The sequence below is a fragment of the Motilimonas cestriensis genome (assembly GCF_021295315.1).
GTDB classification, from domain to species: Bacteria; Pseudomonadota; Gammaproteobacteria; order Enterobacterales; family CBDFNC01; genus Motilimonas; species Motilimonas cestriensis.
In genome coordinates, this window is sequence record NZ_JAIMJA010000009.1 from 45,068 (window position 1) to 64,583 (window position 19,516).

At 45.6% G+C, this 19,516-nt stretch carries 3 protein-coding genes; all 3 read right to left on the bottom strand.

Going from position 1 to position 19,516, the window contains the following annotated elements; translation table 11 throughout:
- Nucleotides 1-37: 37 nt before the first annotated feature.
- Genes K6Y31_RS10380 through K6Y31_RS10390 form a run of 3 tightly spaced genes read right to left on the bottom strand, consistent with a single transcriptional unit; the run spans nucleotide 38 to nucleotide 19,334 of the window.
- Nucleotides 38-6,370: an aminotransferase class V-fold PLP-dependent enzyme gene (locus tag K6Y31_RS10380; RefSeq protein ID WP_233052711.1), complete on the bottom strand. Its 6,333-nt coding sequence runs from the start codon at nucleotides 6,368-6,370 to the stop codon at nucleotides 38-40.
- Nucleotides 6,367-12,975 (bottom strand): non-ribosomal peptide synthetase, encoded by a 6,609-nt coding sequence (locus tag K6Y31_RS10385; RefSeq protein ID WP_233052712.1) that lies wholly within the window; start codon nucleotides 12,973-12,975, stop codon nucleotides 6,367-6,369. The genes K6Y31_RS10380 and K6Y31_RS10385 overlap by 4 nt, the downstream gene beginning before the upstream one ends.
- Nucleotides 12,972-19,334, bottom strand: a complete 6,363-nt coding sequence (locus tag K6Y31_RS10390) for a type I polyketide synthase (RefSeq protein ID WP_233052713.1) — start codon at nucleotides 19,332-19,334, stop codon at nucleotides 12,972-12,974. The genes K6Y31_RS10385 and K6Y31_RS10390 overlap by 4 nt, the downstream gene beginning before the upstream one ends.
- Between the last annotated feature and the right edge of the window lie 182 nt (nucleotides 19,335-19,516).

Here is a 19,516-nt window from a genome sequence, read left to right on the forward strand (position 1 = left end):
TTGTTTCCATTAGGCTATTGCTAGCCAGTTAACATCATTATTCTTTTATTAAACGAGTCAGTTCATTTAAAAAGTAATCCGCTAACGCGTCAATTGTCTCCTTTTTATACAAGGTATCACTGTATGAAAAAGTCACTTTAACCTGTCCTGCTACGACATGTGCTAACACATATATTTTCCATTTCCGGGTTAGCTTTTTATCGCGCCAAATATTGTGATGGTCGACCTCATCATAAGAAACCAAGCGAATCGCCCCCGACGCCTCAGGCTCCAATGACTCTACATCATCCAGTAAATTCAGAGCGATATCGGCACGAGGAATGCCGTCCATTAGCTGCTTAACTGCGGAGTCTTGACTTAAATAACGTAACAATGGAAAAGACTTTAATTCTTTAGATGCAAAAAAGAACTGCTGCGAAATGTTCGTTAATTCATCTACGACAGAGTCACCAGAAGCGCAATGAAATGGCGTGGTATATACATCGGAAAAGTAGCCAACTAGTCGACTTAGGTTCTGACCAACTTCTTCGTCACGCCTTCCATGTCGTTGAATATCCAAGTTTACATACTGGCTTTGTGTGAAATGAACGATGGATTTAACCAACGCCGTCACCATAGCCGAACGCACACTGACCTTATTTAACTTCGCCAGAGCAGCTCGAAGTGCATGGGTATCTTGCACCGATAACTCAACTTCAAGGCCTTGGTTACTGGAAACTAAGTTCGTACCTGGGTAATCAGTCGGCAACGCTTTAGCTTGTTGCCAATCAATATTCTGAATAACAGCTAACTCAGACTGCATCTGATCAGATTGCACATAATTTGATAACGCTTGAGCATAAGCAGCGTAGCTAATATCTCGCTCCGGTAGCGTCACTTTGCCGCCCTGCTCGAGTTGCTGGTATATGGATAGGAAATCATTTTTTAACACACCACATGAAAAACCATCTATTAGGGCATGATGTATGGTTATGGCTAAGTAAGAATGATCGCCTTCACCAAAATTTAACAAACACACTTGGAACGGGTTACTTGCCAAATTAATAGATAATTGAAGCTTCGCCACGACTTCTTTTAGTTTTGCAGCCTTAACGGATTGAAACGAGCTCAAATCAAAGGTTGATAAGGTATATTCTTGGTGGGCAATAATATGCAACTGCTTTAAATCTGAAGGCTGAGTATTAATCCTTGCTCTTAATACACTGTGGTATTTCATTAATAAGTTAATCGTTTCGTTAACGCGACCAATATTCAGCTGCCCCGTTTTAAACTCAAGAATAATATTGCCATTCCAGTGGTTAATGTCCCCTTCACAGCCCTCACCTTGTGAAAATTCAAACATTTCATGAATACTGGGCAGTAAAGGAATATTTTTTATCTCGCTACCACTAAGTTGGTGAAGATCAACTTGAGCTTGTTGCTGGATCACCTTAGCGAGTTTCTCAATGGTTTGCTGACGATGTATATCTTGCGCTTTAACATTAAAGCCTAGATTAGATAATGTCGAAGCCAGTTTAATTAAGGTTAAAGAGTCTCCACCTAGTTCAAAGAAGTTATCTTTTATTCCTATGGCCTCTAAGCCAAGTGTTTCTTGCCAAACTTGGCAAAGTTGTGTCTCGAGTGGTGTTGATGGCGCGACCATTTCGTTTTGTGTTTGGCCCACTTCTCCTTCTGGCAGTGCATTGCGATCTATTTTGCCATTTGGGTTAAGCGGTAAAGCGGCTAACACAATAAAAATCGACGGCATCATATAATCCGGCAAGTTTGTGGCGACAAGTTGTTTTGCTTGCTCGATTAATAGGTTTTGAGTGCCATCTTGTTCAACCTCACTGGAGATCAAATAAGCAACGATACGATCAGGATTATTTTTGGCGATAACATGCACTTGGCTAACACGCTCATGTGCCAGTAATGTCTGCTCTATTTCGCCTAGCTCAATACGGCAACCTCGTATTTTTACTTGGTGATCATCACGGCCGACAAACTCTAACGTGCCATCTGCGCGCCAGCGCATCTGATCGCCGGTTTTGTACAAACGTTGATTGGCTTCAAATGGGCTATTTATAAAGGCCTTAGCGGTCAATTCGGCTTGCCCTAAGTAATCAATCGCTAAACAATCGCCACTAACATAAAGCTCACCCGTCACCCCAACGGGCAATAGATTCAGCTCAGGATCAAGTACATATACTTTAGCGTTGGCAAGGGGCTTACCAACCGGAATAAGCCATTTATCAAGGGCACGATCATCAGGGCTTGCCAGTTGATTAAAGCGGTTAATACCTTGGTAACCGTTAGACTCAACAAACTCCTCAGCAATCCGCATTTGATCGAGCAATACCGCTTGTAGACTGCTGAACTCCGTAAGAGGGTTACTTAACACCACCCTAAATACGCGGCTTCCGCTCACTCCATGAGGGTCTAAGAACAAGGTGGTTTTAGATACAAATGTGCGGCCAGCCCTAAATTGCTCTTGTTGAATAACCTCTACTGCATCATTTAGGCGATCAAGATCCGCCAAGGTGTAGGGCTGTTCAAGGGCTCGTAAATCACAGGGCACGTAGCGGTAATTGATGATATTAAGGTCTGGCGTCGCGCCAACAATTTCAAAGCAGTTTGAAGCTTGAATCAACTTAACAAAGTAAGCCGTTTTTTCCATACTTTGTTCAACTAATCGGCCATAGCCCGGTTTTGAGATCAAATGTAAACTGGCATGTAACAACAACGCATTAGCGGGTCGAGACCCCTCTAAAGTGTATTGCCCCATATCAAAACTGCCTTGCTGCGCTTGGTAGTGGGCATGGGTAGTAATCGCGTGTAAGCTACTGGTATCCTTGAATAAACACAAGCTAATCCCTTGTGGTAAATATAATTGCTTATGGGGGCAAAGGGTAATGGTGTCGGCATGCTCAATGCCTCTTAATTTATATTGATACTTGTTAGAAAACTGAAAAGCGCCGCCCCACGCGGCATCAACATGAAAATGCAATTTATGACGACGCGTCACCGCAGCAATATCTTCTAATGGGTCTACCGTGCCGGTTTCTGTCGCGCCGGCAATACCGATAACCGCCGCAATATAGATATTATTTTCTTGGCAGTATTTGATGGTTTGTTCAAGATGCTGAATCGACATACGTTGTTGATCATCTTGTTCAATCGCCAGTAAATTGGCTTGACCGATACCAAACAATGAAACCGTTTTCTTCATTGAATAGTGCAGTAAACGACTGCCCAAGATCACCATGCGCTGGTAACCTTTTTGCTCAAGGGCCCAATTTAAGCCATGTCTATCAAGGGCATCTTTCTCTATACCCGCTTTGATTAAACCATTGTTTCTGGCGTAAAGTAGCGCGGTCACGTTAGATAAACTGCCACCACTGGTGACTAAACCGAACACATGCCGCGGGTCTTGGCTATGCTGATCATAATAGCGATTATCAAAGTTATAGAATAACTTATGTAAGGTCGAAATCACTTGGCGCTCAATTAAACTCATGCTACCCGATGTTTCAATCTTCACTAAATTTTGGTTTAACTGCGCAATAAGCTTGCTTATTTCAGGCATAAAATTGGGCAATTTTGATGTCATATGTCCAACAAAAGTATCCGCGGTCACATCCACTATGCCCGGTAGCACATTGGTTTTTAGCTCAGCAAGATATTGATCTAATGACGTCGCCACTAAGGGCATATCGGTACCACTAAATTGTTGGCTTATGCCGGCAACATCAGCGCCTAATCGGGGTTCAGGTGCAGCTGGTTGCGTCGCATTCGGCGCAGTGTTGAACGCGACCTCTTGGTCAATAAAGTGCTGCAGTAAACTTAAATCGAAATCAGCATGGCGAAGCTCATAAGCCAGTACATCTGCTCCTACCTCGGTTGAGCCATAAATATTGTATAAGCTCACATCAGGGAGTTTCTGCTGAAACATCTTAGCCACATCCATGGTTAACGCTTCACCACTGGAAACCACACCGCGCAATGAAGGAAGTGCATTTGGCTTAGTTAAACTATCCAATAATACTCGCAATAATGAAGGGACTAAGGTGATCCGAGAAATACGATGCTGGTTAATTTCTTGTATCAAACTCGGTATGTCTTGAACTTGATCATCACTCAGCACGACAAGCTGCTTACCCTGCGAGAATGGTTGGAAAATTTCCGCAACATGATCGACAAAAGCCAGCGATGTTTTATGGCAAAAAACATCTTGAGCAACCACAGGGATATATTGGTTCATCCACTCGATGCGATTAACCATCGCGCGGTGACTGCCGCGCACCCCTTTTGGCTTACCAGTGGAGCCAGAGGTATAAATCACATAAGCCACACTTTCTGAGTCAACCACTGCTGTGCACTGAAACTGGTCTGCACAAAGACCTAATGCGTCGACCACACCATTCTCATCAAGACACACTGCCTGTGCTGGCGAAATCGGTGTCGCAGCCATGATTGCGGTGTATGTTACTACGGTTTTTAACTGCGCATCTTCAAGCATATAAGCAAGGCGATTAGCAGGATAATTAGCCGCTAACGGCACGTAAGCGGCACCCAATTTCAAAATGGCCAGCATGCTTACTAATGAATCAACGCCGCGGGGCAAACAAATTCCGACTAAATCTCCCGCTGTTACTTGGCGATGTTGGCATAAATACTGCGCCAATTGGTTAGCACTGGCATTCAACTGTCCATAGTTAATGCTCTGCTCAGCAAAAATCACCGCGACGCTTTCTGGCGATTCCGCAGCATGGTGCTCCACCATTTGGTGTAGCAATAATTCACGTTGATAAGGCGCCGCCGTTTGGTTCCACTCGACTAATTGCTGATAGCGCTCTCGATCACTTAAGAAGTCCGCCTGAAACACACTAACCTCTGGTTGCGTCGTCAACTGTTTTAGCAACAACTCAAAGTGAGTTCCCATTCGCTCGATTGTTTGAGCGTTAAATAAATCCGAGTTGTATTCCCAGCGTAATGAAAGCCCTTGCTGGTTTTCAGTGACATATAAAGTGAGATCATACTTGGCAGCTTTAGTCTCCAAGACTACGGGCTCTAACACCATGCCTTCTAATGCAAAGGTTGCCTGTTCGTTGTTTTGCAGTACCAACATCACTTGAAATAACGGACTGTAGTTCGCGCTACGTTCAGGGTTTAAACGTTCAACTACTTGCTCAAAAGGCGCTTGCTGGTGTACATAAGCCTGATGCAAGTTATCCCTACTTTGTTGCAACAGTTGATTAAAACTGGGACGTTCAGACAAGTCCGCTCTCAGCACCAAAGTATTTGCGAAAAAGCCAATAATATTAGCAACTTCTGCTTGCTCTCTATTGGCAATGGGGGTCCCAATAACAATATCAGTCTCATTACTGTACCTAGCAATGAGCGTTGAAAATGTCGCGTGTAACCCCATAAAGAGCGTTGCTTCATTTTGCTGACAAGCGCGGCTAAGCTTGTCTTTTATCGCAAGGCTAAGCTGTTGATCATAAACACTGCCTGAAAATGTTTGGGTGGAGCCGCGAGGTCTATCCAAAGGTAAATTGTGAACCAGTGGTAACCCAGCCAGTTGCTGCTGCCAGTAATCTAACTGCTGCTCTAACCGTTCACCTTGCAACCATTGCCTTTGCCATGCTGCATAATCTGCATATTGAATGGGTAATTCAGGTAAAGCGTTATCAAGTCCTTTTGAGAGCGCTGTATATAAGCTGATAAACTCTTTCACTAATACGGTCATTGACCAGCCATCACTGGCAATGTGATGCAAGGTGACGTACAAGATATACTGTTGATCAGATAGGGTAACCAGCGCACCTCGCAGCATAAAATCACGGCTTAAATCAAACTTCTCGTAAGCTTGTTCTTGCTCTATGTGATTCAATGATGTTTGTTGATCTTCAGTATTAGACAAGTCATATAGCGCAAGGGAAAACTCATCCGCCGGCTTAAGGTATAACGTTGGCTCACCACTTTCTGCTGCATAAAAACCGGTTCGTAGACTGTGGTGGCGCTCTACCAATAAAGAAAAGGTTTGTTTGAGCAAAGCTACATCTAGTTGACCCGTCATTTTTAGTGCTTGCATCATATTGTAATGCGCACCGGGCCCTTCGATTTGGTCAAGTAACCAAAGTCGCTGCTGCGTAAATGACAGAGGAAGGTCATCTCTATGTTCAAGCGGTGGGATGGTCGGTATCGATATCGTAGCTGAACTAGCTGCTAAATAATTCACGAGGTCTTTTTTAGATGCCTTAATAGCTGTCACTAATTCTGGAGTCAAAGCAGATTTATTTCCGCGGATAACTAAATCCTGTTTACTATCTAACGCAACCCTGATCCCACTTTTCTTTAGTTGGCTTAGTAAATCCATTACCGTATTCATATAGTCAATTCCACTTCATCTAATAGTAAATTATCGTCCTGATCCATTTGTACGCTCGCTAGCGTTTCTAGCCTTGTCACTTCTTCAGCCAGTTGAGCTAAGGATTCAATTCTGAAAAAATCCCTTAAAGGGAGATTAATTTTGAATGCATGATTGACTCTAGTGACCACTTTAGTGGCGGTTAATGAATGCCCACCTAGTTGGAAAAAATTATCCTGTGTGCCAACTTGTTCAAGATCCAACACCTGCTGCCAAATCTGGGCTAAGCACAACTCTGTGTCCGTCGTTGGCGCAACATAAATTTTCCCTTGGTTTAAGTCTGGTTGTGGTAAGGCTTTACGATCTATCTTGCCATTACTATTGAGTGGCAGCTGCTCAAGACACATGATGACACTTGGGATCATGTAATCTGGCAATTGCGCAGCTAGCTGAGCGCGCACCGTCTCTATTAGCACTTTTTGCTCAGTCTCAACCAAGGTTTTGCTCGCAACAAGATAGGCCGCTAAATAGGGTTGGCCCGGTTTATCTTCGCGCACTAATGCCACACACTGCTTAACGCCGTCGGTGTTAAGTATTTGTTGCTCTACTTCGGCTAATTCAATGCGATAACCACGTATTTTCACCTGATCATCCGCTCGGCCTAAAAAGACCAGCTGACCATCTGACTGCCAGCGTACTAAGTCACCGGTTTTGTATAATCGAGTGGCCGGCTCGCCCGCGATTAATGTGTGTTCAATAAAGCGCTGTGCCGTTAAATCATCACGATTTAAGTAGCCGCGGCCAACACCATCCCCCGCAATATAAAGCTCCCCTACTGCGCCAACAGGCAACAAGTTTAGATTGGCCCCTAGAACATACAACTGAGTATTGGCGATACCGCGGCCAATGGTTAGCAGCGCGCCGGGCTCAATCACTTGCGCACTGGCACAAACAGTGGTTTCACTCGGACCATAAGCATTGATTAAACGGTAACGCTGTGACCAGCGCTGAGCTTGCAGTGGGTCGCACGCCTCACCTGCCACAATGAGTGATTGCAGGGCATAATTGGCCTCAATGTCTAAGTGGGGCAATAAGGAGGGCGGTAACGTGGCATGAGTGATTTTTTGCTCAACCAGCATCTGTTGCAGCAATGCAGGGTTGGTGCGGCTGTCATCACTGCAAATATGCAGCGATGCGCCATGCATTAACGCCATCAGCCACTCAAACGTGGCCGCATCAAAACTAAACGAGGCAAATTGCAGCACTCTGCTTTGCGCTGTGACTGAAAATGCCGATTTCTGGCCAAAGGCCAAGTTCACCGCGCCGCGATGCTCAAGCAATGTCCCTTTTGGCTTACCCGTGGTGCCCGAGGTGTAAATCACATACGCCAACTGACGACAGTGCTGGTCATTCATCTCAAGATCTGACGTCTTTTGACTTGATATTGCATCATTGGCTTGCTCTAACACCAAGGTGTCAACGTGACGGCCTAAGTTAACTATCTTGTCGGCGATGTCTTGCTGCGTGATCACCAAATTGGCCTGACTGTCGTCAAGCATAAAGGCTAAGCGCTCTGGCGGATAAAGCGGATCAAGGGGCAGATACGCGCCACCCGCTTTTAAGATAGCCAAAAGCGTGACAACGGTGTCGACAGAGCGCGCTAAAGACACACCAATTAACTGCTCTGGCGCTACTTGGTACTGCTCACGTAAATAATGCGCTAGCTGATTCGCTTTAGCATTTAATTGCGCGTAAGTTAATTGTGTAGTGGTATCGGCAACAGCTAACTGATCGGCAAATTCAACTGCTTTTTGTTCAAACACCTGTTGTAAGCAAACATTATCCGGATAGTGTGTCTGCGTATCATTCCAGGCCACGAGCTGCTGTAGCTGAGACTTTGAGATCCAATTTAAATTGGCTATAGGGCTGTCGGGAGACGAGCAAATAACATCCATTAATTGTGTCAAGTGCTCAGCCATCGCGGCAATCGAACTTGGCTTAAATATATCGGTGTTGTATTCCCAGCTAAACGACAAGCCTTGCGCGGTATCTTTGACATTAATACTGAGATCGTATTTCGCTATTTGCGCGTTTAAGGCAATTGGGTTAACCCTAATGCCAGGTAAATCAATGTTGGCCGTTTCATTGTTTTGTAGCACCAATAAAATTTGAAATAACGGTGCATGGCTGGTACTGCGCTCAGGCTGTAGTCGCTCTATCACTTGCTCAAACGGCGTTTGTTGATGATCATAAGCATCCAGCAAGGTGATTTTACTTTGGCCCAGCAACTGCTTAAATGTGGGTTTGCCAGTTAAATCTGAGCGTAACACTAAGTTATTGATAAAAAATCCAATCATCGGCGCAACTTCGGCTTGTTCGCGATTGGCAATCGGGGTGCCAATCACAATATCAGTTTCATTGCTGTAACCCGAAATCAAGCTCGCGAGCGCACCGTGTAGCCCCATAAATAATGTGGCATCATTATTTTGGCAAAGTGCTTTAAAAGCATTACTGGCCCTTAGATTTAGGTTTTGCTCTAATTGTGCGCCGCGATAGCTTTGTTGATCAGGTCTTGCATAATCAAGTGGTAAGCTGTGAACCAAGGGTAAATTTTGTAATTTAGCTTGCCAATAATTGAGGTCCTGCTCTAAACGTTCGCCACTGAGTAAGCGCCGTTGCCAGTGCGCATAATCGGCATACTGGAATGCTAATGGCGCAAGAGCAACCTCCGTTCCCGCCACATAGTCACGGTAAGCTTGACTTAGCTCATTCATTAAAATGGAGATAGACCAGCCATCAGCAGCAATGTGGTGCATGGTCACGAGTAGCTGGTGTTTTTGCGCTGACAAGCGGATCAGTTGCGCGCGCAGCATCATATCTTGAGATAAATCAAACAGACGACTGGCCTCTTGCTCAATGATCTGTTGGCTGTTAACTCCTTGTTGTGCCATAGGCTGTGACGAGAGGTCCGTAACTGCTATGGTCATTGCACTGGCGGGTTGGATCAGCTGATAAACCGCACCTTGCTCATCGGTTTGAAAGCAAGTTCGTAAACTTTCATGGCGCGCTAAAATATAGCTAAATGCACGGTTAAGGGCATCCAAATCTAAGTGGCCATCAAGTTGCAATGTTTCATGCATGTTATACTGCGCACTGCCCCCTTGTATGTTGTCCAGCAGCCACAAGCGCTGCTGGGCAAACGATGCCAATATAGGCTCATCACGAGAGACTGGAGTGAATTTTTCTGTATCACTGACATTGGCTAAGCTGATCGCTTGCGCCAGTTGTGCCAACGTTTGATGCTCAAATAACTGTTTCACCGCTAAATTGATGCCAAACTGGTGATTGACACGCGCAATAACACGGGTTGCCGATAACGAGTGGCCCCCTAGTTGGAAAAAGTTATCACTACAACCGATTTGGCGATGGCCAAGCACATCTTGCCAAATCTGACTTAAGGCTAATTCTGTTGCGCTGCTCGGCGCCTGATAATCACGGCTCTTGGCTTGCCAATCAGGCTCTGGTAAAGCGTGGCGGTCAATTTTACCGTTTCGATTTAACGGTAAAGCGTCTAACGCGATATATTGACTGGGCTGCATGTAGTCTGGCAAGTTAGCACTGAGTTGCACTTTGATCTGTTCAAGCTTTACTTGCTGATTGAGCAGTTTAACGTAGGCTACCAGTTGCTTTTGCAGCTGAGGATCTTGTTTGAGTAACACCGCCGCAGCAACGACTCCATCACAACTAGATAATTTTGCTTCTATTTCACCCAGTTCAATCCTGAATCCACGCAATTTAACTTGGTTATCACGTCGGCCTATATACAACAATTGCCCGTCTGGACTACGTTTCACGAGGTCGCCTGTTTTGTACAAACGCGCATCATCTTGTTGGCGATATGGATGCGGAATGAATTTTTCTGCCGTCAGCTCGTCTTGGTTTAAATAGCCCTGCGCCAATCCAACGCCACCAATATAAAGCTCACCAACACAACCTGCAGGCAACAATTGTTGGTTGGGGCCAAGGATCAAGCTGTCAATCCCCTCTATTGCAACGCCGATAGCGGGCCAAGAATCTGTCGCCGAATGAGTGGCATTGAAGGTAGTTGCAACATGGGTTTCCGTTGGCCCGTAATGGTTCCAGAGCTCACAGGATGGATGACCATCAAAAAACTGGCGTAGCTCAACGCTCATGTATAAGGCTTCACCAGCCACGATCACTTGCTGCAATTCAGGTAGTTTTTTGTGCTGTAACAAGGCTTGTTCAGCAACCAATTGCATGACTGCTGGCGGCACAAATAAGCGCTGGATCTGCAAAGCCTCAACCCGTTCACTTAATTTGTCTAATTGTGCTTTTTCAGCCTCAGTGATTAAGACTAATTCACTGGCAGTGTACCAAGTGGTGGCTAGTTCTTGTATCGACACATCAAACGTCAGTGGCGTGAACTGTAACGTACGTAAAGGCGTTGATAAGCCGTCATGTTTGGCAGTAGAAGCCACTAGGTTAGTGATGGTTTGATGAGTTTGTAACACCGCCTTTGGCAACCCAGTAGAGCCAGAGGTATAAATAACATAAGCCACATCTTGCGCCGACACCGTTTGCGGCAGGTTTGCATTTGGCTGCTCTGAGCATTGCTGTAACGTTGCTTCAAGATCAAGCTCTACGCGAGCGAGATCTGGCTTCAATTGCGCTATAACCTGACTGAAGCATTGCTGCGTCAGCGCAAGCTGAACGCCACTGTCTTGCAAAATATGACTCAATCGCGCCGCAGGTGTGGCTGGGTCAAGGGGTAAATAAGCCGCGCCTAGTTTTAAGATTGCCAGCAGACCAATAATACTTTCTATTGAACGTTCAACCATTAAAGCAACACGATGGCCTTGGCAAACCCCATGCTCTTTATTTAGTAAGTGCGCTAATTGGTTCGCTTGCTGGTTCAATTCAAGGTAAGTCAATGAACGATTCTGCCAAACCAAGGCCTTGGTATGAGGTTCAGAAACAGCCTGTTGTTCAACCAATTGGTGAATGCAGGGTAAGTTGTCTGGCATACTTGGAGCCAACAATTGCGCTAATTGGGCGGTTTGCTCTGGCGGTGTTAATATGGCGAGGGTAAAAATATCCTGCGTCGGTGCAGCCATACATTGCTGTAACAAGTGCTCAAAATGCGCCGCCATGCTGGCAATGGTGTCATGATTAAATATATCAGTGGCGTACTCCCACGAAAGCTCAAGACCAGTCTCAGTTTCAATCACATCTAAACTTAAATCAAATTTCGCAGTTTGGCTTTGTTGCTCAACAGGGGTTATTTCCATGCCCGCCAAGCGAGGGATCCCCGCCGCGTTGTTTTGCAATGCCAACATCACTTGAAAAATTGGGCTAAGGTTTAGATGGCGCTCAACCTGCATTTGCTCAACTAAGTATTCAAATGGCGCTTGTTGATGTTCAAACGCATCTAACAAACAGTCACGACATTGTTGCAACAGTTCATTAAAGCTACATTGTTGTTTTAGCTCTGTTCTTAACGCTAAGCTATTAACGAAGAAGCCGACTAAAGGCGCCAGTTGATCATTATCTCGATTCGCCGTCGGCGTGCCAATCACGATATCGGTGTCATTACTGTAGCGCGACAATAATGATACTAGTCCTGCATGGAGCAACATAAATAGGGTGACGCCCGATTGTTGTGCGAAGCGATTCCACTGCGCCGTGGTGCTAACATCAAGCTTCCTGACAATGGTCTGCCCTTTAAACGAGGATGCCTTAGGCCGCGCTTTATCAAGTGGCAGACTATGCTGACCGGAATGTCCGGCTAACTTTTCACGCCAATAGCCAGTTAATTTTTCAAGTGTTTCGCCCGATAACTCGGTACGCTGCCACCTTGCATAATCACTGTATTGAATCGGCAACTCTGGCAGTGCTGGCGCGCGGCCAGCACTAAAATCGTTATACAGGCTAAACATTTCGTCACACAAAATGTGACGCGACCAACCATCAGACGCGATATGATGCATGGTAAGCAGTAACACAAATTGCTGCTCTTGCTCCTTTACTAAAGTGGCCCTAAGCATCAGCTCAGTGCTTAAATCAAACGAGCGCTGGGCGTCTTGTTCAATAAGGGTCGCTATTTCTTCCTTGCGTGTCGCCAGATCAAGCTCGGTCAAGTCAATTTGTGTTAGCTTAAATGCCCAGTCATCACTGACCACTTGCTGCACCGTTTCATCTTCATGAACACGATAAACAGTGCGTAAGATCTGGTGCCGTGCACAAATTTTCGCTATTGCCCGCTCCAACGCATCCACATTTAACATGCCCTTAAGCTGCAAAGCCGTCGCCAAGTTGTACTGGCTACTTTCACCATCAATTTGATCGATCAGCCATAAACGTTGCTGCGCAAACGACAGCGGTCCAACTGGCTGTCCCGTTGCCGCAATAGCACTTAACGGCTTGGCTACAACTTTCTGTTGCTGCGAAGTTAAAAATGCAATCAGCTCTGCTTTATTCGCCTTTAGAAGCTCAATCGTGGCACTGGATATTTCACTTTCGGCATGAATATCAATGCCGCCATCATCGTTGAGTGACAGCGAGATAGCTTCGCTTAAACAACGCTCGACTAACGCTTTCATACTCATATGCTCACCTTCACTTTTTGCGACTCACGCACGACTGAAATCGCCTCTTGCGCCGCCTCTTGCTCTGGCGTGGCTTGGCCGAGAATAAAGTCGGTCATCGCATCCACACTGGGGTGTTTTAAAATCAAAGTGGCTGGTAAAGGTAAATCAACACTTGCTTGTAAACGGTTTTTTAAATCCATGCCCATTAATGAGTTCAAGCCATATTCAAACACATTGACGTTAGGCTCTAAGTTTTCACTTGAATCAAGGCCAAGCACCATGGCCAAGGTGTCAGTTACCTTTTCCAATAAGATTTGGCGCTTTTCATCCCCTTCACTGCTGTTGAATCGGCCTAAGAAATCATCTAACTGACTGGCGTCGGCTAAATCAAAGAACTGACTAAATACCGTGGCTTGGCTAGGATTAACCTGTTGATTGAATATTTTTGACCAATCAAGATCAAACACCCCAGCCTGCGCCATGGATGATTGCATCAAGTGCGCCATCGCATGTAACCCAGCATCAGGTGCTAACGCTGCCATACCGGCATTATTCATCCGTTTAATATCTTCACTGGCTAAGTTAGCTGCCATACCAGCTTCAGCCCACGGTCCCCAGTTAATTGACAGCCCAGGTTTTCCCTGTGCCCGGCGATAAGCACACAAACCATCCATGTAGGCATTGGCGCTGGCATAGTTGCTTTGCCCTGCCCAGCCAACGACGGCGGCAATGGAAGAGAAACAAACAAAAAAGTCGAGTTCAATGGCTTGGGTAGCTAAATGTAAGTTCCAGCTGCCTTGAATTTTCGGCTGCAGCACGCGCTGATACTTTTCATGGCTCTGCTGCATAATAGTGGCATCGTCTAAGACACCCGCTGAATGAATAATGCCTCCCAGTGGGTATGCCCTGCCATTGATTTGCTCAACAACACGTTTAACGTCACCCAGCTGACTCACATCCCCTTGCAACGTCAACACCTCTACGCCCAATTCACGCACCAGTTCAATGGCATGTAATGCGTCTGGTTTAGGGGCGCTGCGGCCCATTAACACAATCGACTTCGCGCCAGACTGGGCCAACCAAGCCATAATTTCTAGGCCTAAACCACCTAAACCGCCCGTAACTAAGTAACTCTTTTCGCCTGTAATCACCGGCTCTGGCACCGCTTTTAGCACTTTGCCACTACGTTGGCTTAGATCGAGCAGCACTTGGCTATCTTGCTGCTGCAACTGCAACGTTACTTGAGCTAAGTTGTTTAAAGTGAAGGTCTCAAGTGGCGCAGACACCTGATGTAACTCGTTGTCATCAGCTTGGAGCAGTTGCATACTTTGACTAATTTGACGAGGACGATGCGTGATTAATGTTGCGAGATCCAACTTCACATAACGAATGTCATGTTCTTGTAAAGCATTAAACAGCGCGATATTCCCGCTATCGGTCAAATTAACAAACAAACCTGCTGGTTTGATTAATTGAGCAATGCGCAGCGGCTGTGGCCCTGTTGCAAAATTAATCACGGCATCCACCTGACTAACGGCAAAACCTTGCAATAAATCGGCTAATGCTTGCGTTTGATGTGATTCGCATACCCCAGCAACGTCTACATGATTGAATAATGCACGCTGCTCTGTATCAGCAACAGTTACAACAACATTCACACCTTGCTTAGTGAGCTGCTGACATAAAGCAATTGCAGCTGCAGATGTGCCTTGATGTACAAGGACGGTGCCCTTCTCATCCGCTAAAGAGGTTAGAGTCATTTGGTTAATCAGTGCCGCTTTTAGTGCACCTAAATCGAGCCTAGATTGCGCCTTAATCACTAAATCAGCACGGCAAATAATCGATGATGCTGGTGGCTGCGTCGTCACTGAAACAACAACCTCATCTAAGCTAAAGCCTGACACTTCTGCGCCCATTGTTACAATGCGTCCCTGCACAGCATAAACTTGCGCTTTACTCGCATTAGTCTGACTAGACTCAACCAAACTGGATAGCTGTGCTGATTCAAGCACGACTTTTTCCAATTCAATAACCAGCTCGTTACCCGCGAGCAACGTCGGCTTTTCTGCCAAATATGGCATTAAGGTTTTACCTTGCTCTGTGGTGTGAAGACCCAGTTGATAATGCGTAGCGTCTGTCATCGGCGCAACGTAATATTGGTTTTGCGCGATGGTTTCGTGTTTAGTTCGCTGCAAGCGGTGCACAAAGCGACCACTCTCGCGCAGTGATAATTCTTGCTCAAAATGTTGGCCACTGATTTCATCTGTCAGCAGATTTATCACGCTCTCGTTCGTGGCAATATCAAGATCGACCAAACTCACTTTATATTCAGGATGCTCTGAGGCCAATACGCGAGAGAATCCCCATAATGCCAGCTGCTCTGGGCGTGGTAAGCATTCATCCTGCGGAAGTTGATACGCGCCTTGAGTCGCAATGTAAATTGGCAAACCTTGCTTCCAGCTGACGCTATTTATGCCTTGAAAAGCGTCTAACGGCACGATCGTACTGTGATAACAATCAGGCGATAAATGTTGCTCTTGATTAATCGCGCTATTAAGTCCCCACAAGTAAATAATGCCTGTCACCTGTTGCGACATCACTTGCAGTTGTTGACTCAGTTCAACCGATGCTTGCTGTTGGTAAGGTACGTTGGTGACTTGATGGCCAAGGGCTTCCAGTTGCGGAGTGAGCGCTGCGGCAACACCTTGCTCATCAGCAAACACTAACCAATGACCAGGCGCTATCTTGGTCGTTTCTGATGCCTTATCTTCAAGCCATTGATAGTGATAGGTAGAAGCGAGTGTCGCTTGCTGATCTTGCAGTTGTGACGTATTAGCTTTTAGCTCAACGCCAATTAACTCTATCAACGTTTCACCCTGTTCATTCAAAATGTAAAGATCGCCTTTAATTTCGTGGGCATCTTTAAATTTAGTTTGCAAATAACCGTAGCTGATCTCTGTTGGCTTGCGTAAATAGTTAATCAGGCCAATTTTCACGGGTAAATACGCGCTGCTGATGGTAGCGAATAGGCTTTGAAATGCGCCATCTAAAATAGCGGGATGTAGCATGTGAGTCGAAAGCTGCTCTTGTAATTGAGTTGGTAACTCAATTTTAACTAGACTGTCCATATCATCGTGCCAAGCATGTACTACGCCTTGAAAACAATCTAAGTAATTTAAGCCCAGTTGATGACAGTGCTGGTAGAAATCAGCTTTACTTTGCTGGGCGCCAAGTTGCCCTTTTATCGCAATTAAATCAAAAGTTTGTTGCCCATGTGGTACAACATCATTACTGATGCGACCTTGGCTATACAATGACCATTGACCGGAGTCTGGATGACAGGCCGAAATGGTAAATTCTCCCGTCTCTTGTTGATAAACGCTTTCTAAGGTTTGCGTTTGTTCCGGTGAAACAAAAAATGCGCGCAGGAATGCAATGTTCTCAATACAAAAACCCGCATCACTTGAATCAGGTTGAGATTTCGCCACATTGAGGGCCATTTCAACATAAGCCGCACCGGGGTAGATAATTTCGTTATCGACTTGGTGATCGATAAGGTAGCTTTGCTCTTGTAAATCTAACTTGTTTTGCCAAAGGGCAGCAGTGGAGGTTAGTCGGCCACCCAGTAATGGATGTAGGCTGCGCGCAAAGGCGCCTTGAGGTTGCGTGTTATACAAGCGCGCTTGTTTCACGTCTTCATGCTCTTGCCAATAGCTTGCATGTTGCCACGCATAATTTGGTAATTGCGCAGGCGATCCCATTGCTTGGTATTGCAGCTGCCAATCAACCTCAACACCATGACAATGTAAAGTGGCTAAGGTATTGGCCAACATTAAATTATCATCCACACCGCGTTTCATGGTCGGGATCACGATGCCCGCAACCGCCTTAGCACTTTTAAGGTTTGCTTCGATTGAACTTCCTAATGCGGTATGGGGTGCCACTTCAATGTAGCTAGTCAAGCCATCTTGACTCATCGCTTCAATGGCGGCTTTGAATAATACCGGCTCTCGGACATTATCAGCCCAGTAGGCCGCATCCCAATCACCTACTTGCGTTAATTTACCTGAAACCGTTGAATACAGCGGCGTATGCGGCGTTGTCACAACAATATCGTTAAGGGCATTGATCAGCGGCGCTTTTAATTGGTCCATCACTGGGCTGTGATAAGGCACGCCTACTTTTAGAAATCGCGCAAATATTCCTTTGCTATCTAATTGATTAAAAATATCCGTTAAGCAGTCCGCATCGCCCGATAGGGTAAGCGCAGTTTCACTATTGATGGCGGCAATGGAAACTTTATCACTAACATTAGCTAAGTAAGGTGCCACCTCTTGCTCTGTTAGCGCGACGGCGAGCATTTTCCCTTGCCCTTCGGTGGTCTGCTGCAGCTGACTGCGGTGATAGATAACTTTTACTGCATCGTCAAAACTTAACGCGCCCGCACAATAAGCGGCAGCTACTTCTCCAGCGCTGTGTCCGGCAATAGCGTCGGCTTTAATACCCCAGCTAGCGAGTAGCGCCACTAGTGAAACTTGAACAGAAAAAATGCCTGGTTGCGCAATTTCAGTATCATAAATAGCATTAGGTTTTGTCTCATCGGCAATCAGCTCAACCAATGACCATCCTGTATAGGCTTGTATTGCATCACTACACTTGTCCATCATGGCAGCAAAAACAGGCTCTTTTTGGTATAACTGCATGCCCATTTGCGGCCAAGTAGTCCCCATGCCTGAGAAGATGAATGCCAAAGGCCCTGAAGCTTGTGGCGTCACTGAATACTGCGCATAATTATTCGCGGGGGTATCGTTAATAAAGTCTGCGAGCCCTGCCAATACTTGCACTTTATCTTGACCATTAACCACTAAACGATGTTTAAAATGCTCGCGACTTAATGCCGCCTCGGCGCAAATTCTATCAATCGAGACAGCTTCATTTGCGTTAATATAGTTAATAAAAGCTTGTGCTTGTCCTTTCAGCCCTTGGCTTGTTTTAGCACTCAAGCATAAGCTTTGAATGACTTTAATGGTTGAATCTTGGTCATTTTTTACAGTGACCTGAGGCGCTTCTTCTAGTACTACGTTTGCATTAGTACCGCCAAAGCCAAATGAATTGATAATGGCTTTTTTAGTTTGTCCCGGTGCCACAGGCCATGGTTTATTTTCACTGGCGATCTGAATGTTTAACTCGGCTAGATTTATCGCTGGATTGGTATTGTGATAATGAATGTTTTTAGGGATCACTCCCCCATTCATCGCCATTACCGTTTTGATTAATCCGGCGACACCTGCTGCTGCCTCGGTGTGGCCAATATTGCTTTTTACCGAGCCAATAACACATTGCTCTTGCCCCTGCTGACGTTGCCCTAAAGTCTGCCCGAGTGCATTAACTTCAATGGGGTCACCAACGGCGGTGCCCGTGCCATGAGCTTCTGCATATTGAATATCGGCACCAGTAAAACCCGCCTTAGCTAATGATTTTTTCAACAGCCGTTGCTGTGCATCGCCATTAGGTACGGTTATCCCGCTAGTCTGTCCGTCTTGGTTAACCCCTGAAGCCTTAATGACTGCTAATACATTGTCACCATCTGCGATCGCATCACTGAGTTTTTTAACCACCACTAGGCCAGCGCCTTCACTGCGCACATAACCATTGGCAGAGGCATCAAAACTTTTACATTGGCCATCGGGAGACAACATCGATGCTTTACAAATCGACATGGTTAACTCTGGGCGAAGTAGAATATTGACACCACCGGCTATCGCGACGCGACTGTCTCCGGTTAACAGAGATTTACAGGCCATGTCTAAGGCGACCAATGAAGAAGAGCATGCCGTGTCTAAAGTGACACTTGGCCCAACAAAGTCAAAACAGTAAGAAATGCGGTTAGCAGTCAGGGTCATGGATGGCCCCGTCGCAGAATGGCTAGCTATCATGCCATGGGCGGCTGAGTCCAGTTGAATTTGCTCATAATCATGCATGAACTGACCGATAAATACGCCTGTGTCACTGCCTTTTAACGTCCCCGCTTTTAGTCCTGCATTTTCCAAGGCTTCGTGAGTCAGCTCAAGTAGCCAGCGGTGTTGTGGGTCGATATGGGGGGCTTCTATCGGTGAAATACCAAAAAATTGTGGATCAAATTGGTCTATGTCCGCAATGAAACCACCACGCTTAACATACATGCGGTTAACTTTGTCTTTATCACTGTCGTAATAAGAGTTGATGTCCCAGCGATCGGCGGGCACATCAACAATGCCATCGCCACCCGCTAACAAGAAATCATAAAATTGAGAAGGTGAATTTACGCCACCGGGATAGCGACATGACATGCCGACAATAGCGATATCATTACTATTTGTATTTTCATTTACGTTCATATCATCAAGCTCTTATATTTAGCAGTCAAAGTTTCAAATGGGGTTAGATAGAAAAATCAGTAATAAAGATTTTCAGTACTGTAATTATGCTTTCAGTCTGCAATTATGTATTGCCAAGTACCGTTATTCGCACTTAGAAAGAGGTAAGAAATTATTGAAAATAAGGCGAACATTTTTGAATT

What these genes read in the sequence shown, in the direction of transcription:
- K6Y31_RS10380 (WP_233052711.1), bottom strand. Translation starts at nt 6,370, where the DNA reads ATGAATACGGTAATGGATTTACTAAGCCAACTAAAGAAAAGTGGGATC.
- K6Y31_RS10385 (WP_233052712.1), bottom strand. Translation starts at nt 12,975, where the DNA reads ATGAGTATGAAAGCGTTAGTCGAGCGTTGTTTAAGCGAAGCTATCTCG.
- K6Y31_RS10390 (WP_233052713.1), bottom strand. Translation starts at nt 19,334, where the DNA reads ATGAACGTAAATGAAAATACAAATAGTAATGATATCGCTATTGTCGGC.